Annotated in this window: 17 protein-coding genes and 6 pseudogenes; 11 read left to right on the top strand and 12 right to left on the bottom strand. The window is 30.8% G+C overall.

Features of this window, described 5'->3' with window-relative positions; translation table 11 throughout:
- Nucleotides 1–137 precede the first annotated feature (137 nt).
- From DYE57_RS09535 to DYE57_RS09520, 4 genes and pseudogenes are all read right to left on the bottom strand, one after another.
- A pseudogene (locus DYE57_RS09535) lies at nucleotides 138–1,069 on the bottom strand (diacylglycerol/lipid kinase family protein).
- Nucleotides 1,070–1,282: 213 nt separating this feature from the next.
- Nucleotides 1,283–2,788, bottom strand: coding sequence for an S-Cys-Gly-3M3SH uptake peptide MFS transporter (locus DYE57_RS09530; RefSeq protein WP_115313824.1), 1,506 nt, complete (start codon nucleotides 2,786–2,788; stop codon nucleotides 1,283–1,285).
- A 319-nt stretch (nucleotides 2,789–3,107) separates the two neighbouring features.
- Nucleotides 3,108–3,608 carry a preQ(1) synthase gene (queF, locus tag DYE57_RS09525; RefSeq protein WP_115313823.1) on the bottom strand — a complete coding sequence of 167 codons (501 nt, stop codon included), beginning with the start codon at nucleotides 3,606–3,608 and terminating at the stop codon, nucleotides 3,108–3,110.
- A gap of 13 nt (nucleotides 3,609–3,621) precedes the next feature.
- Nucleotides 3,622–4,488, bottom strand: a complete 867-nt coding sequence (locus DYE57_RS09520) for a DMT family transporter (protein WP_115313822.1) — start codon at nucleotides 4,486–4,488, stop codon at nucleotides 3,622–3,624.
- Nucleotides 4,489–5,249: 761 nt separating this feature from the next.
- On the opposite strand from DYE57_RS09520, the gene nrdI reads away from it, so the two are divergent.
- The 7 genes and pseudogenes from nrdI to DYE57_RS09485 all read left to right on the top strand — a co-directional run bounded on the left by nrdI (nucleotide 5,250) and on the right by DYE57_RS09485 (nucleotide 12,867).
- Nucleotides 5,250–5,648: a class Ib ribonucleoside-diphosphate reductase assembly flavoprotein NrdI gene (nrdI, locus tag DYE57_RS09515; protein WP_115314138.1), complete on the top strand. Its 399-nt coding sequence runs from the start codon at nucleotides 5,250–5,252 to the stop codon at nucleotides 5,646–5,648.
- Entirely contained in the window at nucleotides 5,611–7,716 is a 2,106-nt protein-coding gene (nrdE, locus tag DYE57_RS09510) for a class 1b ribonucleoside-diphosphate reductase subunit alpha (RefSeq protein WP_115313821.1), read from the top strand. Before nrdI ends, nrdE begins: the two co-directional genes overlap by 38 nt.
- Before the next feature lie 117 nt (nucleotides 7,717–7,833).
- Nucleotides 7,834–8,805 carry a class 1b ribonucleoside-diphosphate reductase subunit beta gene (gene nrdF / locus DYE57_RS09505; protein WP_115313820.1) on the top strand — a complete coding sequence of 324 codons (972 nt, stop codon included), beginning with the start codon at nucleotides 7,834–7,836 and terminating at the stop codon, nucleotides 8,803–8,805.
- A 250-nt stretch (nucleotides 8,806–9,055) separates the two neighbouring features.
- A complete protein-coding gene (locus DYE57_RS09500) occupies nucleotides 9,056–10,024 on the top strand; it encodes an ABC transporter permease (RefSeq protein ID WP_115313819.1) in 969 nt (322 codons plus the stop codon).
- Nucleotides 10,008–10,968 (top strand): annotated as a pseudogene (locus DYE57_RS09495) (iron chelate uptake ABC transporter family permease subunit). Before DYE57_RS09500 ends, DYE57_RS09495 begins: the two are co-directional and overlap by 17 nt.
- Nucleotides 10,965–11,750 (top strand): annotated as a pseudogene (locus DYE57_RS09490) (iron ABC transporter ATP-binding protein). Before DYE57_RS09495 ends, DYE57_RS09490 begins: the two co-directional pseudogenes overlap by 4 nt.
- Nucleotides 11,751–11,853: 103 nt before the next feature.
- Nucleotides 11,854–12,867 (top strand): annotated as a pseudogene (locus DYE57_RS09485) (ferrated catecholamine ABC transporter substrate-binding lipoprotein SstD).
- A gap of 155 nt (nucleotides 12,868–13,022) precedes the next feature.
- Here DYE57_RS09485 and DYE57_RS09480 read toward each other — a convergent pair.
- The 3 genes and pseudogenes from DYE57_RS09480 to DYE57_RS09470 form a co-directional block, all read right to left on the bottom strand.
- Nucleotides 13,023–13,329, bottom strand: a pseudogene (locus tag DYE57_RS09480) (CHY zinc finger protein).
- A gap of 22 nt (nucleotides 13,330–13,351) precedes the next feature.
- Nucleotides 13,352–14,284, bottom strand: coding sequence for a UDP-N-acetylmuramate dehydrogenase (murB, locus tag DYE57_RS09475; protein ID WP_115313818.1), 933 nt, complete (start codon nucleotides 14,282–14,284; stop codon nucleotides 13,352–13,354).
- Between the two features lie 132 nt (nucleotides 14,285–14,416).
- Nucleotides 14,417–14,936: pseudogene (locus DYE57_RS09470) on the bottom strand (GrpB family protein).
- 118 nt (nucleotides 14,937–15,054) lie between these two features.
- Between DYE57_RS09470 and DYE57_RS09465 the strand changes: the two are divergent.
- From DYE57_RS09465 to DYE57_RS09455, 3 genes are all read left to right on the top strand, one after another.
- Complete coding sequence (locus DYE57_RS09465) at nucleotides 15,055–15,945, top strand: EMYY motif lipoprotein (protein WP_115313817.1); 891 nt, start codon at nucleotides 15,055–15,057, stop codon at nucleotides 15,943–15,945.
- A 139-nt stretch (nucleotides 15,946–16,084) separates the two neighbouring features.
- Nucleotides 16,085–16,405, top strand: coding sequence for a bacillithiol system redox-active protein YtxJ (gene ytxJ, locus DYE57_RS09460; RefSeq protein WP_115313816.1), 321 nt, complete (start codon nucleotides 16,085–16,087; stop codon nucleotides 16,403–16,405).
- A gap of 257 nt (nucleotides 16,406–16,662) precedes the next feature.
- Nucleotides 16,663–17,781, top strand: coding sequence for a glycerate kinase (locus tag DYE57_RS09455; RefSeq protein WP_115313815.1), 1,119 nt, complete (start codon nucleotides 16,663–16,665; stop codon nucleotides 17,779–17,781).
- 82 nt (nucleotides 17,782–17,863) lie between these two features.
- Here DYE57_RS09455 and pepT read toward each other — a convergent pair whose 3' ends face one another.
- The 4 genes from pepT to gdpS form a co-directional block, all read right to left on the bottom strand.
- The gene (gene pepT / locus DYE57_RS09450) at nucleotides 17,864–19,096 is read right to left on the bottom strand and encodes a peptidase T (protein WP_115313814.1); all 1,233 of its coding nucleotides are present in this window, start codon (nucleotides 19,094–19,096) and stop codon (nucleotides 17,864–17,866) included.
- Between the two features lie 21 nt (nucleotides 19,097–19,117).
- Nucleotides 19,118–19,612 carry a threonine/serine exporter family protein gene (locus tag DYE57_RS09445; protein ID WP_115313813.1) on the bottom strand — a complete coding sequence of 165 codons (495 nt, stop codon included), beginning with the start codon at nucleotides 19,610–19,612 and terminating at the stop codon, nucleotides 19,118–19,120.
- 15 nt (nucleotides 19,613–19,627) lie between these two features.
- On the bottom strand, nucleotides 19,628–20,389 hold the full coding sequence (locus DYE57_RS09440) for a threonine/serine exporter family protein (RefSeq protein ID WP_115313812.1): 762 nt from the start codon (nucleotides 20,387–20,389) through the stop codon (nucleotides 19,628–19,630).
- 217 nt (nucleotides 20,390–20,606) lie between these two features.
- Nucleotides 20,607–21,677 (bottom strand): GGDEF domain-containing protein GdpS, encoded by a 1,071-nt coding sequence (gdpS, locus tag DYE57_RS09435; protein WP_115313811.1) that lies wholly within the window; start codon nucleotides 21,675–21,677, stop codon nucleotides 20,607–20,609.
- Between the two features lie 405 nt (nucleotides 21,678–22,082).
- Here gdpS and DYE57_RS09430 point away from each other — a divergent pair, with 405 nt between their 5' ends.
- Nucleotides 22,083–23,168: a glycosyltransferase family 4 protein gene (locus tag DYE57_RS09430; RefSeq protein ID WP_115313810.1), complete on the top strand. Its 1,086-nt coding sequence runs from the start codon at nucleotides 22,083–22,085 to the stop codon at nucleotides 23,166–23,168.
- 353 nt (nucleotides 23,169–23,521) lie between these two features.
- On the opposite strand, the gene DYE57_RS09425 is transcribed toward DYE57_RS09430, so the two are convergent.
- Nucleotides 23,522–24,163: a YigZ family protein gene (locus tag DYE57_RS09425; RefSeq protein WP_115313809.1), complete on the bottom strand. Its 642-nt coding sequence runs from the start codon at nucleotides 24,161–24,163 to the stop codon at nucleotides 23,522–23,524.
- Between the last annotated feature and the right edge of the window lie 91 nt (nucleotides 24,164–24,254).

The following is a 24,254-nucleotide window of genomic DNA, read 5'->3' as shown; positions in this document are numbered from 1 at the left end:
TTTGTAATTTTAAAAAATTCATTTTTGGAGGAAGAAAAATTTTTGTGGTAAAAAAATTAAGTACGAAATAAAAAATCGTAACTGATTTATTTTTTAAATTAATTGTAATTTGAATAAATATTGGAAGTCGATTGTATTTAATCGTTGAGTTCAGTGACAGTAAGAAGTTGTATTGTTTTTGGTAACACTTTGATTTCAATTGGTTTTTCTAAACTTATTTCGCCATCAATATCTATTTTCATAGTCGGTTCTGTAGAAAGTGAAATGTGCTTGCCAGATAAATGATCAATACCTTCTGTAATTTCATTCCAATTCATACTATCACGTTTTTTGAAAATATCATTCAAAATACTAAAGCTTTGATCATTTTGATCATTGAAAATAAAAGTATTTGCTTCACCATCTTGAGGAGATAAATCTGTTAAAGGAATTCGTCCACCACCAATGTTAGGTCCATTAGCAATAAGTATCATTGAGGTATTTCCTTTCTTCTCTTTACCATCTATATTAAGTGTAAAATCAAATTTACTAGGATTAAGTAACGTTTTAACAGTAGAGTCAATGTAACTGAGTTTGCCAAAAATGTCTTTTGAATCTTCTTGAACATTTTCTGCATTTTGAACGATTAACCCTAAACCACCAAAGTTAAGTACATATCTATTATTGACTTTAAGAATATCATAAGGTTGCACTTGTGAAGTTAATAATTGTTCGCTCGCATTTTTAAAATTAGGATGAAGATTTAATGTCTTAGTAAAATCATTAAATGTACCTCCAGGAATAATTCCAATAGGTAATTCTAAATCATATTGCATAACACCATTAACCAGTTCATTAACAGTACCATTCCTCCTAAAATAAATAAAATATCTGTATCTGAATCATAATTGTGATGTTTAATATTTTCACAGTATTTTATAATGTCTCCTTTTTTTTCACTTAACTGAATAGAGAGACGTTTGTACATGGAGCTTAAAGATTTGGTGACTTCACCAAGGCCATCATAAATATTTTTTAACCCACTATGTTCATGATAGAAAAGAACACCATGATTGTATCTATTTTTCATAAATGTATGCCCACTTTCATAAAAATCTATTAGTGATAGAATTACCCGATTTTTTAGAAATTAAATGATAATTAATCATTATTATAAAATAAAAAGTTGGATTATTGTAACAAAATTGTGCTAAAATTGACGATAAATAGGGTTAGTGTTTTGATAAGTGGATATAAAAAAGCTGCCGACATCTGTCGACAGTTTCAGTTTAAAATATATGGTTTAACGAATCCCTTTCATAGCTTTGGTAATTTTAGGTGTGAAAACTAAAATAATTAGAGTAATCACAGCTGCAGTTACACCTAAGAAGATAAAATAATTTGTTTGACCGAGTGGTTTAATTAATTTAACTAAAGTACCATTTAAAGCTTGTGCAGAAGCATTCGTCAATAACCATAAACTCATCATTTGTGCGTTAAATGCCTTTGGTGCTAACTTAACAGCTGCACTATTACCTGTAGGAGATAAGCATAATTCACCAACAACACAAATAATATATGAAAGAATAACCCAATTCACTGAGAAATGTGTGTCACCATATATATTACCAATAATACCTATAAGGATATATGACGAACCTGCTAATAATGTACCGATAGCAAATTTGATAGGTAAGCTAGGTTGCTTTTTACCTAATTTTTGCCATATAGCAGAAACGACAGGCGCAAATAGTAAGATAAATAATGGATTAATTGATTGGAAAATAGCTTCTCCAAAATTTGTTTTCCAACCGAAAAGATTCACTTTCATATCTGAATGTTCAATTCCATATATATTTAAAACGTTAGACCCTTGTTCTTGAATAGCCCAGAATAACATACCTAAAATGAATAGTGGTATAAACGCTTTAACTCTTGAACGTTCTGTATCAGTAACTTCTTTACTGCGAATCATAGTTGTAAAGTAAATGATAGGTAGAGCAATACCTAAAATAAGTACTGTATTACTCACTAAATCAAAGGATAGTGTATGAGTGATATAAGAAATAATTAAAACTATAGCAATAATTGCGACAATAATACCAATGATAGTGCTATACTTTTTCTTTTCAGCAGATGATAATGGGTTAGTTGGTTTCATGCCCACATTACCTAAAGTCTTGCGATTGAATAAGACGTACCAAACCAATCCAAGTGCCATACCGATAGCTGCGATTAAAAAGCCACCATGGAAATTCTTAATATCAATAAAATTTTGCAATATAATTGGTGAAATTAATGCACCAAAATTGACTGACATATAAAATATAACAAATCCTGCATCCATTCGAACGTCATTTTCTGGATAAAGTCGACCAACAATATTTGAAATATTTGGTTTCATTAAACCTGAGCCTACTATGATAAAGAACATGGAAGTGAATAAACCTACCATTGCAAAAGGTAAACTTAAACAGATGTGACCTATGATAATTAGTACGGCACCAATAAGTGTTGCCCCTCGTGTTCCTGTAATTCTATCTGCTATCCACCCACCTGGAATAGAAGACATATAAATGAGTGCTCCGTATACGGACATGATTGACATTGCTGTTGTTTTATCAATGCCTAGTCCGTGATCTTGGATTGCAAAATACATATAAAAAATAAGCATTGCTCTCATACCGTAGTAACTGAATCGCTCCCAAAACTCTACGAAAAAGAGAACGCCTAACCCTTTAGGATGTCCGAAGAATCCTTGTTGAGGTATTTCTTGAACTGCTTGTTCATGGGATTTATTTGAAGTCATAAATCATCCCAACCTTTCTTGCCCAAATAACCATATTAAATTGTTTAAAAATGATTTTACTATTGTAATTAAAAAGTTTCAATAATTTTCAAAAAATAAAAATAATAAGAATATTCTGTCGATTTTATCTTTAACAACATTTGAGTAAAGGTGTTAATGCTATTAAGTTTGTTTATTTAATATACTCAATTGAATAAATAAAGCACTATTAATAAAATACGCTTTAACACGACAAAGTGCAACTGTTTTTTTTATGAATAAATAAGGCTAAGCAGAAAAAATCCGCTGACTTTTTCATCAGCGGAGAACGCATTAATGTTTATCGATTATCAATATTTTCAGGGTACATATCGTGATTCATAAGTCGATGTTCAGCCATTTTTTCATACTTAGAGCCAGGACGACCATAGTTAGTATATGGATCAATCGATATGCCACCTCTTGGCGTGAATTTCCCCCAAACTTCTATATAATGTGGATTCATTAAGTTGATAAGATCGTTCATAATAATATTCATACAATCTTCATGAAAATCGCCATGGTTTCTAAAACTAAATAGATAAAGTTTTAAAGATTTAGATTCTATCATCTTTATATTTGGAATATATGAAATATAAATTGTAGCGAAGTCAGGTTGTCCTGTGATAGGGCATAATGATGTGAATTCAGGACAATTGAATTTCACAAAGTAATCATGACCTTGATGTTTATTATCAAAAGTTTCTAATATATTAGGTCTATAGTCAAAGTCATATTGATTATTTTGATTGCCTAATAAGCTGATATCATTTAATTCACCTTTTTGACGTCCTTGTGTCATAATTTTTGCTCCTCTACTTTTGTTTTATAGTTGTTTCTCGTCGTGCCTTTTCAAACATATAATAACTTGCACTAATAATTACTACATATCCTACTGTTGCTAACATATCTGGTGATTCTCCGAAGAGTATGAACCCAAATATTGCCGTGAAAATAATTGAAGCATACGTAAAGATTGAAATATCTTTAGCGGGGGCGAAACTATAAGCAAGTGTAATACCAATTTGGCCAACAGCTGCTGATAATCCTGCACCGAGTAGAAATATAATTTGAGTAGTTGACATAGGTGTAAAGGTAAAGATTGAAAATGGTATAAGTACAATAACAGAAAAGAGTGAGAAATAAAATACGATTGTATATGGTTTTTCACGGGTGCTTAATGCTCTTACACATGTATAAGCAGATGCGGCAAATATACCAGAAAATAATCCTGCAATTGATGGAATGACTGAAGAAGAAAATTCTGGTTTAACGATGAGAAGCATTCCAAATATTGCAATAATCATCGCTGAAATTTGGTATTTATGAACTTTTTCATGTAAAAATATTAAACTTAGGACGATGGTCCAAAATGGATTTAACTTCATTAACGTATCTGCATCACTTAATACCATATGATCAATAGCATAAATATTAAGTAAAACACCTATAAGACCTAGGGTTGAACGTGTAATAAGTAATGGTTGACTACTTAATTTTCCAAACATAGGTTGCTTATATTTATATATATAAAATAATGGTATAAACATGGCTACAAAATTTCTAGCTAGTGATTTTTGAAATACAGGCAGATCTCCAGCTAGTCTGAAAAATACTGACATAAAACTAAAACCTACAGCAGAAATTAAAATAGCAATAATACCTTTTACTTTTGGATTCAATATTATCGCCTCGATCCTATATGATTAACGTAATTATATTAGCATATAAATAAAAGATATGCATAAATCCTTGCAAAGTATCAGGGGAGCAGTTAAAATAAAAACGCGAACAAACGTTCGATTTAAAGTTTACATCTAGAATCATTTAGACTACAATATGAATATTTTATATAAATATAGTTTATTTATAAATAAACGCAGTGGTCTTGTAAATCGCTAATAAACCGTAAATGACTATTTTTGACTAAAAAGCAAGCAAAGAAGCTTGAAAAAAATTTTTTTATTCAGAATAAATGACTTTAATGACGTAGTGATGCACTTTCTAATTAATATCTTCATTTTCGTCATTAATTTTTAACTTTCATTAAACATTTGACTTATGTATAATGAAACACAGAATATAGTATTGATTTTAAAAACCAAACACTATATATAGTGTTTGGTATGAAAATTGATGCTGTAGAATATAATCATTTTAATGCAATATGACACTACATTTGATAATAAATAACTGTAATTGAAGTAAACAGTTACAAAAAATAGAATTTATCATTTGGTGTAATTTAAGTTTTAATCACTATATATTGTCGTTATCTATTTATAGATATAGTATCAAATTCAGACTTTTTTAAAATATTTAAAGGGTTTAGTATATTGAAAAGTCTACACTTCTAAAATAATAGTAGAGCCTTATATTTTAACTGATAATTGGGCACTATTGTTTAACGGTATTGAGAAGGTTGATGAAAGAAGGTGATCCAATGAAAGTAGTATATTATTCATTTTCTGGAAATGTTAGACGTTTTATTCATCGTGCAGAAATTCAAGATACACTAGAAATTACTCAAGATAATTGCACAGAACCAGTTAATGAACCATACATCTTAGTTACTGGCACTATCGGATTTGGTGAAGTGCCACAACCGGTTCAATCTTTTTTGCGTGTAAACCACTCTCAACTACAAGCGGTAGCTGCTAGTGGAAATCGAAATTGGGGACAAAATTTCGCTAAAGCAGGTCATACTATCTCAGAGGACTATCAAGTTCCTTTACTAATGAAATTTGAAGTACAAGGCACAAATAAGGACGTTATTGAATTTAAGGATAAGGTGGGTAATTTCAATGAAAACCATGGAAGAGAAGAAATACAATCATATTGAGCTGAATAATGAAGTTACAAAAAGAAAAGATAATGGCTTCTTTAATTTAGAAAAAGATCAAGAGTCTCTTAAAGTTTATCTTGAAGAAATTCATGATAAAATGATCTACTTTGATGATGAGATTGAAAGACTTCATTATTTAGTAGATAACCATTTCTACTTCGATGTATTTGAAAAGTATAGTGAAGCTGAGTTAAGAGAAATCACTGAGTTTGCTAAGTCCATTCATTTTCGATTTGCTAGCTATATGTCTGCTAGTAAGTTTTACAAAGATTATGCTTTAAAAACGAATGACAAGCGTCAATTTTTAGAGGACTACAACCAACACGTAGCAATTGTTGCACTTTATTTAGCTAATGGTGACATGAAACAAGCCAAACAGTTTATTTCTGCAATGGTTGAACAACGATACCAACCAGCCACACCTACATTTTTAAATGCTGGTAGAGCGAGAAGAGGGGAACTTGTTTCATGTTTCTTATTAGAAGTTGATGATAGTCTAAACTCTATTAACTTTATTGATTCAACAGCTAAACAATTAAGTAAAATTGGTGGCGGTGTTGCTATCAATTTATCTAAACTTCGTGCTCGTGGTGAGGCAATCAAAGGTATTAAAGGTGTTGCTAAAGGAGTATTACCTGTAGCTAAAGCGTTAGAAGGTGGGTTTAGTTATGCAGACCAATTAGGTCAACGTCCAGGTGCTGGGGCAGTCTATTTAAATATTTTCCATTACGATGTTGAAGAATTTTTAGATACTAAAAAAGTAAATGCAGATGAAGAATTACGTTTATCTACAATTTCAACAGGTCTGATTGTTCCTTCAAAATTCTTTGATTTAGCTAAAGAGGGTAAAGAATTCTACATGTTTGCACCGCACACTGTAAAGCAAGAATACGGCGTAACGTTAGATGATATTGATTTAGAAAAGTATTACGAAGATATGGTTGCTAATTCAAATATTGAGAAGAAGAAAAAAGATGCACGTGAAATGTTAAATATGATTGCACAAACTCAATTACAATCAGGATATCCATATCTCATGTTTAAAGATAATGCGAATAAAGTTCATGCAAACTCTAATATTGGTCAAATTAAAATGAGTAATTTGTGTACAGAAATTTTCCAATTACAAGAAACATCAATTATTAATGACTATGGCACTGAAGATGATATTAAACGAGATATTTCTTGTAATTTAGGTTCATTAAATATCGTGAATGTAATGGAATCTGGAAAGTTCAGAGACTCTGTTTATACAGGTATGGATGCACTAACAGTAGTAAGTGATGAAGCTAATATTCAGAATGCTCCAGGCGTTAAAAAGGCAAACAGTGAATTACATTCAGTTGGTTTAGGTGTCATGAATTTGCATGGATATTTAGCTAAAAATAAAATTGGTTATGAATCTGAAGAAGCTAAAGATTTTGTAAATATCTTCTTTATGATGATGAATTATTATTCCATTGAACGTTCAATGGAAATTGCTAAAGAACGTGGAGAAAAATACCAAGGCTTTGACCAATCGGATTATGCTAATGGTAAATATTTTGAATTCTACACTTCTCAGGAATTCCAACCTAAATTTGAAAAGGTATGTCAACTGTTTGATGGATTCTTCATTCCAACATCTAAAGATTGGAGAGAATTACAAGAAAAAGTAGAACATTATGGACTTTATCATGCATATAGACTTGCAATTGCGCCTACACAAAGCATCTCTTATGTCCAAAATGCAACAAGTTCTGTGATGCCAATTGTTGATCAAATCGAACGTCGTACGTATGGTAATGCAGAAACGTTCTATCCTATGCCTTTCTTATCACCAGAAACAATGTGGTATTACAAATCTGCATTTAACACGGATCAAATGAAATTGATTGATTTAGTGTCAACGATTCAAACACATGTTGACCAAGGTATTTCTACCATTCTATATGTGAATTCAGAGATTTCTACACGTGAACTTTCAAGATTATATGTTTATGCTCACTACAAAGGCTTAAAGTCTCTTTACTACACACGTAATAAATTATTAAGTGTTGAAGAATGTACAAGTTGTGCAATTTAATTAAGTTAGTAAAATCAAACTAAAACATTGTGATTTTAACCAATGAGTTCGTTTTTAAATTTTATTGCTCATTGGTTTGAATTCTCTATAACTTACGTATATGACAGGAGGATTTTAATGAAAGCAGTTAACTGGAATACCCAAGAAGATATGACGAATATGTTCTGGCGTCAAAATATCTCACAAATGTGGGTAGAAACAGAATTTAAAGTTTCAAAAGATATAGCAAGTTGGAAAACTTTATCAGATTCTGAAAAAGAAACGTTTAAAAAAGCATTAGCAGGGTTAACAGGTTTAGATACGCATCAAGCAGATGATGGTATGCCATTGATCATGCTCCACACGACAGACTTAAGAAAAAAAGCTGTATATTCGTTTATGGCAATGATGGAACAAATACATGCTAAAAGCTACTCACACATTTTTACCACATTACTTCCATCTAGTGAAACAAACTATTTGTTAGATACATGGGTTATTGAACAACCTCATTTAAAATATAAATCAGATAAAATTATTGAAAATTATCACAAACTTTGGGGTAAAGAAGCGTCGATTTTCGATCAATATATTGCGAGAGTTTCAAGTGTTTTTTTAGAAACCTTCTTGTTCTATTCAGGTTTCTATTATCCCCTTTATCTTGCGGGTCAAGGTAAAATGACTACATCTGGTGAGATTATACGTAAAATTCTATTATTAGATGAGTCTATTCACGGTGTATTTACTGGTTTAGATGCACAAAGTTTACGTAATGAATTATCCGAAAGTGAAAAGCAAAAAGCTGATCAAGAAATGTATAAGTTATTAAACGAACTTTACGATAATGAAGTTTCTTATACTCACTTATTGTATGATGATATTGGTCTAACTGAAGATGTTCTAAACTATGTATGTTATAATGGTAATAAAGCATTATCAAACTTAGGATTTGAACCATATTTCGAAGAACGTGAACTTAATCCTATTATTGAAAATGCATTGGACACATCTACTAAGAATCATGACTTCTTCTCAGTCAAAGGTGATGGCTATACGTTAGCGCTAAACGTTGAGGCTTTACAAGACGAAGACTTTATCTTTGATAAATAGATGACATTCATTTAAAAGGAGATTCCTATTAAAATTGATAGGAGTCTTCTTTTTGTGTGAAATGTTATAAATATGAATAACAGCCATGTATTACGAATGGTTATATATAAATACTTATTAAAGAAATTTCAAAAAACATGAAAAGATATTGTAAAAAGATAGTATTATCTATAATATTAATGATAATCATTATCATTTAAGTTAGGTTATTACCTTCCGCATCAATCATATTTAGCAAGGAGAATGACTAATGAAATTTATATTTAAAGGTTATGCCTTATTTATTTTATTAGTGATTTTAATTGTTGTCTCTTTATTTATAGGGGTGAGTCAGCTCTCTATATTAGATATTTTCCTTTTAAATGATGAGCAAAAGAATATTTTGTTCTCAAGCGGTATCCCTAGAACGGTTAGTATCCTCCTTTCAGGAAGTTTACTCGCTTTAGCAGGATTAATTATGCAACAGATGATGCAAAATAAATTTGTAAGTCCAACCACAGCTGGCACTATAGAATGGGCGAAATTAGGTATTTTAATGTCACTTTTATTCTTTCCAAATGGTCACATTTTAATCAAATTATTGTTTGCTGTTGCTTTAGGTATTATTGGAACGTTTTTATTTGTCCGATTAATTAATCTTATACGTGTAAAAGAAGTCATTTTTGTTCCACTCTTAGGTATTATGATTGGTGGAATTGTATCCAGCTTTACCACATTTGTAGCGTTGAGAACAAATGCCTTACAAAGTATTGGGAACTGGTTAACTGGTAACTTTGCCATTATAACGAGTAGTCGTTATGAAGTGTTGTATCTCACTATCTCTTTACTTATTCTAGCGTTTATTTTTGCAAATCATTTTACAATTGCAGGTATGGGAAAAGACTTTAGTCATAACTTGGGTGTAAGTTATGAAAAAATCATTAATATCGCGTTATTTATAACAGCAATGCTAACAGCTTTAGTAGTTGTTACAGTGGGGACTTTACCATTTTTAGGTTTAATTGTACCGAATATTATCTCTATTTATAGAGGTGATCATTTAAAAAATACATTACCACACATGTTTGGTACGATTTTTGTTTTAATTGCTGATATTATTGGCAGAATAATTGTTTATCCTTATGAGATTAATATTGGATTAACGATAGGAGTATTTGGCACAATTATTTTCCTAATCTTGCTAATGAAAGGTAGGAAAAATTATGCTAATGAGCTCTAACAAAAAAATAAGTATGCTAGTCGTTATTGCAATTTGTATGGCTATATTTTATTTGTTAGTAGGTTTAGATTTTAATATATTTGAATATCAATTCCAAAGTCGTTTAAAAAAATTCATTCTTATTCTAATTGGTAGGTGCAACGATAGGAACCTCAGTAGTTATTTTTCAATCTATTACTACAAACAGATTATTAACACCTTCTATTATGGGACTCGATTCAGTATATTTATTTGTCAAAGTGTTACCCATTTTTTTATTAGGTGAGCAAGCAACCGTAGTCACAAACATCTATCTTAATTTTTTAATAACTTTGATTGCAATGGTGTTATTTTCATTACTATTATTTCAAGTCATATTTAAACTTGGTCACTTTTCAGTTTATTTTATACTATTAGTCGGCGTGATATTAGGAACATTCTTCCGTAGTATTACAAGTTTTTTCCAACTCATAATGAACCCGGAATCTTTCTTAGCGGTTCAAAATGTCATGTTTGCTAGTTTTGATGCATCAAATTCTAATTTAGTAATTGTATTAGGCATCTTGTTAGTGGTTTTAATTGCTGTAACAATTGTACTTCGTCCTTATTTAGATGTGCTTTTATTAGGAAGAGCGCAGGCGATTAATTTAGGTGTATCTTATAAAAATATGATGCGGTTATTACTTATTTTGGTTGCTTTACTTGTCTCTATATTTACTGCATTAATAGGTCCTGTAACATTTCTTGGTTTATTAACAGTCAACTTAGCACACGAATTTATGAAGACGTATGAACACAAATTTATTTTACCGGCAACAATATTATTCAGCTGGATTAGTTTATATATGGCACAGTGGGTAATTGAAAATCTATTTGAAGCAACAACTGAATTCAGTTTGATAGTGGATTTAGTTGGTGGTAGTTACTTCATTTACTTACTTGTTAAAAGGAGAAGTGCAAATTGATTCAAATTCAAAATTTAGACAAAATGATAGACAATAAACCTATTTTAAGAGATATTAGCGTTGATATTGAAAAGGGAAAACGGAATTCATTAATAGGACCTAATGGTGCTGTTAAAAATACATTATTATTTGCTATTAGTCGTTTATGTAACTATGAAAACGGCGCAATTTCGATTGAAGGCAAAGTACTTTCAGATTATAAAACTGATGATTTGGCTAAAAAATTAAGTATTTTAAAGCAATCCAATCACACTGAAATGAATATTACTATTGAGCAATTGGTTAACTTTGGTCGTTTTCCATATTCAAAAGGTCGAATGAAGAAAGAAGACTACGACAAAGTAGAGTATGCTCTAGATTTATTACAACCGCAAGAAATTAAAAGTCGTAATATAAAAACACTATCTGGAGGGCAGTGACAGCGTGCATATATTGCTATGACGATAGCACAAGATACTGATTATATATTATTTGATGAACCTTTAAATAATTTAGATATGAAACATTCAGTACAAATAATGCAAACGTTACGAGATTTGTGTCGTAAATGAAATAAAACAATCATTATTGTATTACACGATGTTAATTTTGCTTCTTATTATTCAGACAATATTGTCGCGCTTAAACAAGGTGAAACAGTCAAAGCTGATGTTAAAGATAATGTTATTCAGCCTGACATATTGAAAAAATTATATGAAATGGAAGTTCGTGTAGAAGAGATAATAGGACAACGTATTTGTCTTTATTATGATGAAGCTACTTTTGACTCAGTTGAGTTTTAGATATTTAGACGTATAGTCAAAGGGGTGATACATACAAAAGATAAAAAGAAAAGTTTAAATGTAACTTTGCATTTAGGTCAAGTTTTATTAAGGAGTAGTACGAATTAATAAAACTGTCTTATTTTTATTATTATCTTTAGTTTTAAGTTTTATCTGCTTGTAGTAATAGTTTGAATAAAAATGGTTTAGATTCTAAATATCAAAATAGTGATTCAAGAGATACTGTAAAAATCAAGAATAATTTTGAAGCAAGCGGTAAAGAACGTGATGGTAGTGATGCTAAAGAAATATGTAATACTGTCAAAATTCCAAAGAATCCTAAAAATGCCGTAGTATTAGATTATGGTGCACTTGATGTGTTAAAAGAATTAGGTGTTGCAAATAAAGTAAAAGGTTTGCCAAAAGGAGAAAATAATCAATCTTTGCCTAAATTTTTAGATGAGTTTAAAGATTATAAGTATATCAATACAGGGAATTTAAAAGAAGTGAACTTTGATAGAATTGCGTCAGCTAAAGTGGAAGTTATCTTCATTTCAGGAAGAACAGCTAATCAAAAAAATTTAGATGAATTTAAAAAAGCTGCAAAAAATGCCAAAGTAGTATATGTAGGTGCAAGTGAAGATAACTTAGTTAATTATATGAAAAGAAATACAGAGAATTTAGATAAAATCTATGACAAAGAAGATAAAGCCAAAAAGATTTCTGAAATGAAAGATAAAACTAAAAGCTTTGATAAGAAAGTAATGTACTTATTGGTAAATGAAGGTGAATTATCAACGTATGGCCCAGGAGGAGACGATTTGGTGGTTTATTATTTGACTTATTAGGGTTTAAACCTGCTGATAAAAAGGTAAGCAATAGTCCGCATGGTCAAAACATAAATAATGAATATATTAACAAACAAAATTCGGATGTTATATTAGCTATGGATCGTGGTTCAGTTGTAGGTGGTAAATCAACAATTAATCAAGTTCTAAAAAATAAAGTTATTAAAAATGTATAAGCAATTAGAAGTAAAAATGTTTATGAATTAGATCCAAAACTATGGTACTTCTCTTCGGGTTCTTCAACAACTACTATCAAACAAATTAATGAATTCAATAAAGTAATTCATTAATTTGAAAAATAATTTTATAAAAAGAGAAAATAAGATTGAACGAAAGTTTTAAATAAGTGAATGGACCATTGATATAAAAAGAGCTACTAAACTGATTTTTTATGAAATTCAGTTTAGTAGCTATCATACTATAATAAACGTATCAGCATATTTTTCTATACTTCGAAGTATAAATGGTAGTGAAAATTTACATCTACTATTAAATTGGGCTCCACAGGGTGGGCATCTTTCGAACATCATATAATCATAAATACTCATTTCATACTGACACATAATAGCCTTTTCATCAAATTCATCTTCAGCCCATCTTTGTATTGGATGAGACTTATGTTCATTGTGACATTTATAACAAGGATAATATTTATTACAGCATTTGAATTTGATAGCTATAATATCTGAAGGTGAATGGTAATGTTTACATATAGTATCTTTATCAATGAATGAACCATATACCTTTGCCATAAGAAGTACCTCCTTGATGAGATTAGTCTTTAGGATGTTCACCAATAATGCGTACTTCTGTGTTTAACTCCACATCGAATTTTTCTTTCACTGTTTTTTGTACGTGATGAATTAAGTTTTCATAATCTGTGGCAGTACCATTATCGACATTAACCATAAAACCAGCATGTTTAGTTGATACCTCCACCCCACCAATTCGATGTCCTTGTAAATCAGAATCTTGGATTAGCTTACCTGCAAAGTGACCTGGTGGTCGTTGGAATACACTACCACAAGATGGGAATTCCAAAGGCTGTTTAGATTCACGACGTTTTGTTAAATCGTCCATTTTAGCTTGTATATCCTTTAGTTGTCCAGGTTCTAATGTGAAAGCTGCTTCTAATACTACTAGATGTTTTTTCTGTACAATACTATTGCGATAATCGAGCTCTAATTCTTCGGTAGTGAGTTTTAACAATTCTCCTTTTTCGTTTACACATAAAGCGTGATCGATGAAATCTTTAATTTCTCCACCATAAGCGCCTGCGTTCATAAACACAGCGCCACCAATCGAGCCAGGTATGCCACAAGCGAATTCTAGACCAGTCAAAACATGATCACGCGCAACTCTTGAAACATCAATAATGGCAGCGCCACTTCCTGCAATAATGACATCATCAGAAGTTTCAATGTGATTAAGTGAAAGTAAACTTAAAACGATACCTCGAATACCGCCTTCACGAATAATAATATTTGATCCATTACCTAAATATGTAACAGGTATTTCATTTTCGTATGCAAATTTTACAATAGCTTGTACTTCTTCATTTTTAGTAGGTGATAAATAGAAATCTGCCTCTCCGCCAGTTTCTGTATAAGTGTAACGTTTAAGAGGCTCATCTACTTTAATAATATCACTAGGGATAATTGATTTTAATTCGCTTAAGATGTCGTTTTTATTCAACGTTTTGAACATCCTTTCTCATCTTCTTAATATCACTATTATTATATCAACTTTAAAAGTTATTTGCGAAATTTGAATATATTAAATAACCATTATATATACTTTAAGTGTGACTCTGTTTAATAATAGTTATGAAAAACCAAATTAACTTGATTGCTTATTAAGTTTTTCGAAAAAACTTTGCTTCTGATTCTCATACGCACGAATGTATTGTACATGTTCTAAAATACTTTTTTTCTTAGCTAAAAAGCGTTGTGCGATATTGTTATCATTGGATAATAAATTATCTACATTTTGATACTGTCTAAAAATTGGTGTGTTTAATTGAATAATATGTAGTCGTACCTCTTGTTTTAAGTCATGCAAGTTATTGAAACGAGCCATGACTACTTTTTTATTATAGGAGTGATGCAAGCGATAGAATCCAGCATAGTTTAAACGTTTTTCATCTAAGGATGTGATGTCATGTAAATTATTGACACCTACGAGAATATCTATAATTGGCTCAGTGTCATAATTGAAATGACGAGTTCCACCAATATGTTGAGTATATTTCACTGGAGAATCTAACAAATTAAATAAAACGTTTTTAATATTTTCATACTCTTTAATAAAAGGTTCTATAGCTTTTTTTTTGGATTAATGGTTGGACATATGGGTACATGTGAAACTCCTTAAAACATTTTGATAATTTTTCACAATAAAATCCACCATACTATAACATAATTTATTTTCATAATAAATACGTTTATGTATAATGTTTAGTGATAAGGAGTGCAAATATGAAGAAATTACTATTTATCACATTAATTGTTACTTTTATGTTAGCTTTGACTGCTTGCGGTAATGAAACTAAAAAGGATTTTCATGATTTTTCTAATACATATAAAGACGTAAAACAGAAACAAAAAAATGTAGAAGAAATTATGGATAAAATACATTTAAAAGAATTAGATAATTTAAGTAAAACTGATACAACTGATAAAAATAAAAAGGAATTTATTGCACTTCAAAAGGATATTAATAACTATTTGATGCCGGAATTTAAAAAATATAAAAACTCAACAAAACATTTACCAGCTAAAACAAATGAAGTTAGAGATTTAAGAGCCAAATACTTAAATACTGTCAAGGACAAAGAAGCATCAATTAAAGATTTAAAATTATTTGTTGATTTATGTAATCGTTCTATAAAAGATAACGAAGATATCTTAGATTATACGAAGCTATTTGAAAAGAATAGATCAGAAGTCGAATCTGATATTAATAAAGCGACAAACCGGGATGATGCGAATCAATTAAAATCTAAATTAGAAGATAACAATAAACAGTTAAAAGCAACTGCGAAAAAGTATTTAGATTCTTCAACAACGAATTCTGATTCGGCACAAGAAGCAATTAAAAATCATATTTCACCACTTATAGAAAAGCAAATTACCGAAATTAACCAAACAAATATCTCTGATCAAAATGTCGATAATGCTAGAAAAAATGCTATAGAGATGTATTACAGTTTACAAAACTATTATGATACAAGAGTAGATACAATTAAAGTGAGTGAAAAATTATCTAAAATTGATGTTAATCAATTGCCAAAAGAAGGAAAAGATATCTCTAAAATGGATAAATCATTTAATAGAGATTTTAAACAGTTAAAACAAAATGTTAATTAGATGGTATTTGAATAAAATAAAAAATGATGGTTAACATTACACAGAAGAGTGTGTATAATTATACCCACTGATATGATTTTGGGATATGAATATCACGCATATGCTCATAAATGTGATAATTATTTTAGAGGTGAATAGAATGGCTATTAAGCTGAGTTCAATTGACCAGTTTGAACAAGTCTTAGAAGAAAACAAATATGTTTTTGTATTAAAACACAGTGAAACTTGTCCAATTTCTGCAAATGCGTATGATCAATTCAATAAGTTTTTATATGAAAGAGATATTGATGGTTATTATTTAATCATTCAACAAGAACGTAAATTATCGGACTATATTGCAGAAAAAACAAATGTAAAACATGAATCTCCACAAGCCTTCTACTTTGTAGACGGTGAAATGAAGTGGAATGCCGATCATGATGATATTAACGTTTCTCAACTTGCTCAAGCTGAGGAATAATTTAAAACTTAAAATTTAAACACAGCTTGTCATAGATGTCAGTAAAAGACCATTTGTGGCAAGCTTTTCGTATGCTATGAAAATTTTAATGAATGTATGTATAATGTGGTAATGAGTAAGTTGTTAACTTAAAAACATCTATTAATATTATATAAGTAGTCGAGATGAGTCCCAATCTAAAAAATGACTTATCATTATTATGTATTTAGTAAAAAATTCATTATTGTTAAAGAGAAAAATATAAGGTGGTTAAGACAATGAAAGTTTTAGTAGCCATGGATGAGTTCAATGGAATTATTTCTAGTTATCAAGCGAATAGATATGTTGAGGAAGCGGTAGCGAGTCAAATTGAACACGCAGATATTGTACAAGTTCCGTTATTTAACGGACGTCATGAATTAATGGATTCGGTATTTCTTTGGCAATCAGGAAGTAAGTATCGCGTGACTGTTCATGATGCTGATATGAATAAGGTTGAAGCGGTGTATGGTCAGACAGAATGCGGTATGACTGTTATTGAAGGTAACTTGTTTTTAAATGGTGACAAGCCTATTGAACAACACTCAAGTTATGGATTAGGTGAAATCATAAAAACATCGTTAGACAATCATGCGCAACATATTGTCATTTCACTTGGAGGCATTGATAGCTTTGACGGTGGGGCAGGCATGCTTCAAGCTCTGGGTGCAAAATTTTATGACGATGAGGCGCAAATTGTTGATGTGAGTAAAGGTGCTTACATAATTAAATATATTAGACGCATCGATTTGTCGGGAATACACCCTAAACTGTCAGATGCTCATATTCAACTTATGTCTGATTTCTCTAGTCGTTTATATGGTAAGCAAAGTGAAATCATGCAAACATATAAAACATATGGTATAACTTACAATGAAGCTGCTGAAATCGATAATTTAATTTGGTATTTTAGTGAATTATTTAAAAGTGAACTTAAATTGGCAATGGGACCAATCGAACGTGGTGGTGCCGGAGGTGGTATAGCCGCTGTATTACACAGCTTATATCAAGCTGAAATTTTAACAAGCCATGAGTTAGTCAATCAAATCACTCATTTAGAGCATTTAATCCAGCAAGCAGATTTAATTATTTTTGGAGAAGGTTTAAAGGAAAAAGATCAAATTCTTGAAACGACGACTTTACGTATTGCTGATTTAGCACAAAAACATCACAAGCCTTCTATTGCAATTTGTGCTACAAGTGATAAATTTGATTTATTTGAATCGCAAAAAGTGACAGCAATGTTTAATACTTTTATTGATATGCCTGAAACATATACTGATTTTAAAATGGGTATTCAAATTAGACACTATACTGTGCAAGCACTCAAGCTATTAAAAACCAACTTTAATCTTTAACTTAATTATTTGAAAGAATATGAAAAAACCATCGTAAGTACATCTAGTATATATACTTACAATGGTTTCTTTTTATTATGTTTTATGAATCATATTTTTTAGCTACTTCTTCAGCGATACCAACGACAACTTGAACTGCTTTTTCCATAACATCGATAGATGCATATTCAAATGGACCATGGAAGTTGCCACAACCTGTAAAGATATTAGGTGTAGGTAAGTCCATAAATGATAATTGGGAGCCATCAGTACCACCTCGAATAGGTTCTGTATTAGGCTCAATATTTAAACGGGCAAAAACGCGCTTAGGGATATCAATAATATGTGGGAGAGGCTTAATTTTTTCTGCCATATTATAGTATTGGTCGTGTATATCTACTTTAATTGGATTATCTCCAAAGTGATTATTGATATCATCACGAATTTCCAATATACGTTTTTTTCTTATATCAAATTGCTGTCTATCATGATCACGAATAATATATTGAAGTGTTGCTTTTTCAACATTACCCTCAAATTTCATTATATGATAAAAGCCTTCATAACCTTCAGTACGTTCAGGGACTTCTTGAGCAGGTAGCAAACTGTTAAATTGTTGGCCTAGGCTAATAGCATTGACCATAGCATTTTTAGCAGAACCGGGATGAACATTAACACCGTGACATGTGACAGTAGCTTCAGCAGCATTAAAGCTTTCAAACTGAAGTTCACCAAATTGACTTCCATCCATTGTGTAAGCAAAGTCAGCATTGAAACGTGCTACATCAAATTTATGAGGACCTCTTCCAATTTCTTCATCAGGAGTAAAACCGACTCGAATCGGGCCATGACTAATTTCAGGGTGTTCAATTAAATATTTGAGTCCCTCCATAATCTCTACAACTCCAGCTTTATCATCAGCACCTAATAATGAAGTGCCATCAGTAATCATTAGTGTATGACCGACATTTTGCTTTAATTCTGGAAAGACATCTGGGTGGAGTATGCGGTTTGTTTCACCGAGTTTGATAGCTTGTCCATCATAATTATCGATAATATGCGGGTTGACATTTGAAGTATTAAAATCAGGTGATGTATCAACGTGTGCTAAAAAACCAACCGTAGGCACATGATTTTCAATATTACTCTCTAAAGTTGCAAATAAATAGCCATACTCATCTACATCAGTCGTAAGCCCAAGCTCTTGAAGTTCACTTTCTAGTAAGCGCAGTAAATCCCATTGCTTATTTGTAGATGGCGTAGATTGAGATTTTGGGTCTGATTGAGTATCAATTTTTACATATCTTGTTAATCTGTCGATAATTTGTTGTTTCATAAGAAGACATCCCCCTTATAGTTATACTCTATTATTCATGTTATAGGATTTTTTATAAGTTTTACCTTTAATTTTACCATATTGATGTTTAATACGTGTATAGATAAAGTAGACGATTTCAGATACGAGTATACCGAATGCAATCGCACCTGAAATAAGTGTTACCTCTAGAAAAGTATTAACAGCATTAGTATATTGATTTGATACTAAAAAACGAGTTGCTTCATAGGCTGCACCACCAGGTACTAAAGGTATAATTCCTGGAACTATAAAAATGATTACAGGTTGTTTATATCGTCTGCTCATAGTATGACTCATTAGTCCCAAGATTAAACTTCCTAAGAAAGAAGCGCCTACTTTACCTAAGTCCAATCCCACAGTCATTTGGTAAATCGTCCATGCTACTGCTCCTACAAAACCACACGCTAGTAGTAGCTTTTTAGGCGCATTGAAAATAATTGAAAAAAGGACTGTGGCAATGAAACTAATGATAAAGTGTATTAAATAAATGAACATTTTGAACAGCCTTTCTTATAATAATAGTAATACAATTGCGACACCGGCACCGATAGCAAATGCAGTAAGTGCAGCCTCAACGCCACGGGACATACCAGCCAATAATTCACCTGCTAATAAATCTCTTATCGCGTTGGTAATTAAGATTCCAGGTACCAGTGGCATAACACTAGCGATGGTAATGATATCTTGGTTCTTAGCGATTCCGAGTTTAATAAAAATTGCCGCAATACTAATCACGACAGCAGATGCTACAAATTCAGAAAAGAATTTAATTTGAATATATTTTTGAACAAAACTAAAAGTTAAAAATGCAGCACCTCCGGCGATACAAGCAATCCATGCGTCAGATGCGACGCCTCCGAACATGAACAGGAAAAAACCACATGCAATGAATGCAGCGAGTAAATTCATTAAGAAAGAATATTGAAGAGATGCACGTTTAAGGTGAAGTAACTCATTTTTGGCTTCATCGATAGTAAGTTGATTGCTAGAAATTTTACGCGAGAGACTATTAGTTAAAGCAATTTTTTCTAAGTCTGTTGTACGTTCACGGATTCGAATAAGCCTTGTACTCGTACGATCGTTTAATGAAAAAATAATTGCTGTCGATGTTACAAAACTATATGTATCATGTAAGCCATAACTGTGTGCGATACGATTCATGGTATCTTCAACACGATACGTTTCAGCACCCGCTTCTAGTAGGATGCGCCCAGCAATTAAAACTACATCAATCACCTTATTCTCATCAATGATAGTGATTGAATCAGACACCCCACTTCACCTCCAATAACAATTTTATTTTTATGAACAATTGAAGTTTACAACTTGATTACTTAACTTTCAATAGACATTATTATTTTGACAAAAGATAATATTGAATGATTATTGAAAATAAATATTTAAATAAGTAAAAAACTGCTATACGTTAATGTAACGTAATCAAAAAGTGATTAATTATACATTAATGATAGCAGTTAGATTCCTTACTTTATAATTTAACAATAGGGTTAAACATGACTTTATTTCGTCCTTCACTTTTAGCAACATGTACCATATCATCAGCATCTTTAAACACTTTACGTTGAGATTTACGATCATCTTGTGTTAGGTAGCCAACGCCGATAGATACAGAAAGTTTAATAACTTCTTTATTAGGTAAATGGAAAGATGATTTTTCAACACCAGATCGTATATTTTCTGCTAATTTAACACTTTGATCTAATGTGTAATTTCTAATAATAACAGAAAATTCCTCGCCACCATTTCTGAATATTTTAAATTGATTTGGCACATAATTTTTTAAAAGCTGTGACATTTGTTTAAGTACAGCATCGCCTGATTGGTGTGAGTAATTGTCATTTACATCTTTGAAACCATCAATATCAATAAGTAGTAGTGCTAAACTTTGATTTTTTTCTTCAGCTTTACTTGAAACGTCATTCAAGTGTCTGTCAAATTCTTTAACGTTACCTAAACCTGTAAGATAATCATACTTATCTTCATTTTCATAGCGATTAACTAACGAAAAGAAATGCCAAATATCTACAAAAGTAATAGCAGATGCAATTGTTATGGTGAAAGAGATAGGAATTAACACTAGTATCTCAATCAAGTCATAAATAGGGCTGAATAACGCAAGGAATAACAATATAATGATACTTATTAGATTTAAAATAAGTAAGGAAATGATATCATTTTGCTTTAAAAATGGTCCTATTGCACTAACAATACCCGCAATCACTACCAAAGTAATGCCATAAATAATTGAATTTCCAAAGATAAATACATCTACTAAGCTAACTATAAAAGCAGAAGCTAATGTGTAAATCATATTTGTATATCGCCCTAAAAATAACAATGGTACAAATGTTAAGTGTACGAGATATGCATTTTGAAATGGAATAGGGTATGCAGCTAAGAGTAAAGAAACGAGTGTCATTAAAACTGTTACGTATTCTTTAGAGAAAATCATTCTTTTATTCTCAGAATACTGTAGTCTGTGAAATAAATATATACCTGCAACCATGACAGATATGTTATATATGATTGCTTCAAACATTTCTATACCGACTCCTTCATTAACCATTAGCTATTGTAAGTGAAAACTTACAATTTGTCATCACTTAGTAGTAGAAAATCGATACAAACAATGGTATTTGATGTTAAAATAGTTTCTTAAATGGTATGATAGAAAAAATGTATACCGATAAAGAGGACTACGGAGATGACAATTTTTAAGAAACGGTCATTAATAAACACTAAATATTAGGTGAATGATTGGAAAGAATGTTTCGAACATTCGAGTTGAAATTTTACAAATAAAAGCTTTCTCTTTAAACGACAATTTGTATAATTATTATATAAACTCATAATGAAATTAAATTAAAGGTATGAGATCAATGTAAAAAGAAAATGTAATGACAGATTTAACAGTATTGATAACTTATTTAATGAAGGTGAACTGATGTATACACTACTACTTATTGCATTAACTATGATAGTCAGTTTAATAATTACACCTATTATTATTGCTGTATCTAAAAAATTAGACTTGGTAGATCGACCTAATTTTAGAAAAGTACATACTAAACCTATTTCTGTAATGGGAGGAACAGTCATATTATTCTCATTTTTAATAGGAATATGGTTAGGTCATCCTATTGAACGTGAAATTAAGCCACTTATTTTGGGAGCAATTGTGATGTACACGGTTGGCTTAATAGATGACATTTATGATTTAAAACCTTATATGAAACTTGCAGGACAAATCGTTGCAGCTTTAATTGTAACTTTATATGGCATTACGATTGACTTTATTTCTTTACCTATGGGTCCAACCATTCATTTTGGAATATTAAGTATACCGATAACAGTGATTTGGATTGTAGCTATAACTAACGCAATTAATTTAATAGATGGTTTAGATGGTCTTGCATCAGGAGTGTCAGCAATTGGACTAATGACCATAGGATTTATTGCCATTTTACAAGTCAATATCTTTATTATTATGATTTGTTGCGTACTTTTAGGTTCACTTTTAGGATTTTTATTTTATAATTTTCATCCAGCTAAAATTTTCTTGGGTGATAGCGGAGCATTAATGATTGGGTTTATAATAGGATTTTTATCTTTATTAGGTTTCAAGAATATTACATTTATTGCCTTATTCTTCCCTATAGTTATTTTAGCAGTTCCATTCATTGATACGTTATTTGCAATGATCCGTCGTATGAAAAATGGTCAACATATCATGCAAGCTGACAAATCACATCTACACCATAAATTATTAGCATTGGGTTATACGCATAGACAAACGGTGTTGTTGATTTATGCTATAGCAATTATGTTTAGTCTATCAAGTGTTATTCTTTATTTATCTCAGCCGCTTGGTGCTCTAATGATGTTTATTCTTATTGTGTTTACAATTGAATTAATCGTTGAATTTACTGGTCTAATTGACGATAGTTATCGACCAATTTTAAATTTAATTACTAAAAAGGATGATCATAAACAACATCACTATGATGAACAACAGCATCCAAAATCATAAGATATAGCAAAAGTACTATATTGAGTCTTGGACATTCATTCGCAATAATAAGAGATTGGAGCATAATTCCTCAGAAAAGTAGCAGTAAGGTGATTTTAATTAAAAATCATTTTTACTGCTACTTATCTATTCATATTAAATGACCTTTTGTTCTTGAGATGCTTTATTAACCTCGCTCTTAGATAAGCACAGTAATTTCAGGCCTTCGATCATAAATATTACTCATCTAAAAATAATTTTATACTAATATAGTTTGGAAAATAAATGCATTTCTCACAATTTAATTATTTGATGACCTAGGCTGAATATGTCCTAAATTCAGTGTAATTTTAAGTTTATATTTGATTTAAGACTTAATTCGTAGAAATATCAAATGGTAATAATTTAGACTCTTCTTCATTTAATTCATAGTTGCCTGAAGTTATGCGGCTTAAAAAATTGATAAAATTTTCATATTCATCTTTGACGACATCTATTCGGTAACTTACTTTATCAGTATAAAACTGATCTCTTAATAAATAAGTAGTAGATGCCAATTCGTATTCAAATTTACCTGTTTGATCATAATTTAATGTGACAGTGACAGGTATGGCTGGACGTAGTTCAACTCTCCCAATATCATAGATAACGTCTCTGACAGCACCTCTATATGCTTTTATTAAGCCACTGCCACCTAATTTAATACCTCCAAAATACCTTGTAACAACAACGCAAGCATTATGTATCTCAAGTTTTTTCAATATTTCTAACATTGGCACACCAGCAGTACCACTCGGTTCACCATCATCATTTGCTTTTTGAATGTTCATTTCAGGACCTACGGTATATGCGGAACAATTGTGGGTAGCATCTTTATGTTGTGTTTTGATTTCGTCTATAAATGATTTAGCTTCGTCTTCGGAATAAACTGGTTTGATATAAGCTATAAATCTAGATTTATTAACCACATTCTCGATGGAGTGGGCTTGTTTAATTGTAACAATTGTTTTTTCCATTTGTTTATGTCACCTACAATTCCGTTCATTTTCAATAATAATATTATACACATAACTTTACAGAGTCTAAATCCTTTAAATAAGATTTTCT

Origin of the sequence: Staphylococcus saccharolyticus, assembly GCF_900458815.1 — a bacterium.
Lineage (GTDB): Bacteria > Bacillota > Bacilli > Staphylococcales > Staphylococcaceae > Staphylococcus > Staphylococcus saccharolyticus.
Note: the sequence above shows the minus strand (reverse complement) of the source record. Positions and strands in the feature narration are given on the sequence as shown.

What these genes read in the sequence shown, in the direction of transcription:
- DYE57_RS09455 (WP_115313815.1), top strand. Translation starts at nt 16,663, where the DNA reads ATGAAAGTTTTAGTAGCCATGGATGAGTTCAATGGAATTATTTCTAGT.
- queF (WP_115313823.1), bottom strand. Translation starts at nt 3,608, where the DNA reads ATGACACAAGGACGTCAAAAAGGTGAATTAAATGATATCAGCTTATTA.
- DYE57_RS09465 (WP_115313817.1), top strand. Translation starts at nt 15,055, where the DNA reads ATGAAGAAATTACTATTTATCACATTAATTGTTACTTTTATGTTAGCT.
- DYE57_RS09425 (WP_115313809.1), bottom strand. Translation starts at nt 24,163, where the DNA reads ATGGAAAAAACAATTGTTACAATTAAACAAGCCCACTCCATCGAGAAT.
- DYE57_RS09530 (WP_115313824.1), bottom strand. Translation starts at nt 2,788, where the DNA reads ATGACTTCAAATAAATCCCATGAACAAGCAGTTCAAGAAATACCTCAA.
- gdpS (WP_115313811.1), bottom strand. Translation starts at nt 21,677, where the DNA reads ATGTTTGAAGCAATCATATATAACATATCTGTCATGGTTGCAGGTATA.
- pepT (WP_115313814.1), bottom strand. Translation starts at nt 19,096, where the DNA reads ATGAAACAACAAATTATCGACAGATTAACAAGATATGTAAAAATTGAT.
- murB (WP_115313818.1), bottom strand. Translation starts at nt 14,284, where the DNA reads ATGTTCAAAACGTTGAATAAAAACGACATCTTAAGCGAATTAAAATCA.
- DYE57_RS09445 (WP_115313813.1), bottom strand. Translation starts at nt 19,612, where the DNA reads ATGTTCATTTATTTAATACACTTTATCATTAGTTTCATTGCCACAGTC.
- nrdE (WP_115313821.1), top strand. Translation starts at nt 5,611, where the DNA reads ATGAAAACCATGGAAGAGAAGAAATACAATCATATTGAGCTGAATAAT.
- DYE57_RS09430 (WP_115313810.1), top strand. Translation starts at nt 22,083, where the DNA reads ATGTATACACTACTACTTATTGCATTAACTATGATAGTCAGTTTAATA.
- nrdF (WP_115313820.1), top strand. Translation starts at nt 7,834, where the DNA reads ATGAAAGCAGTTAACTGGAATACCCAAGAAGATATGACGAATATGTTC.
- nrdI (WP_115314138.1), top strand. Translation starts at nt 5,250, where the DNA reads ATGAAAGTAGTATATTATTCATTTTCTGGAAATGTTAGACGTTTTATT.
- DYE57_RS09500 (WP_115313819.1), top strand. Translation starts at nt 9,056, where the DNA reads ATGAAATTTATATTTAAAGGTTATGCCTTATTTATTTTATTAGTGATT.
- ytxJ (WP_115313816.1), top strand. Translation starts at nt 16,085, where the DNA reads ATGGCTATTAAGCTGAGTTCAATTGACCAGTTTGAACAAGTCTTAGAA.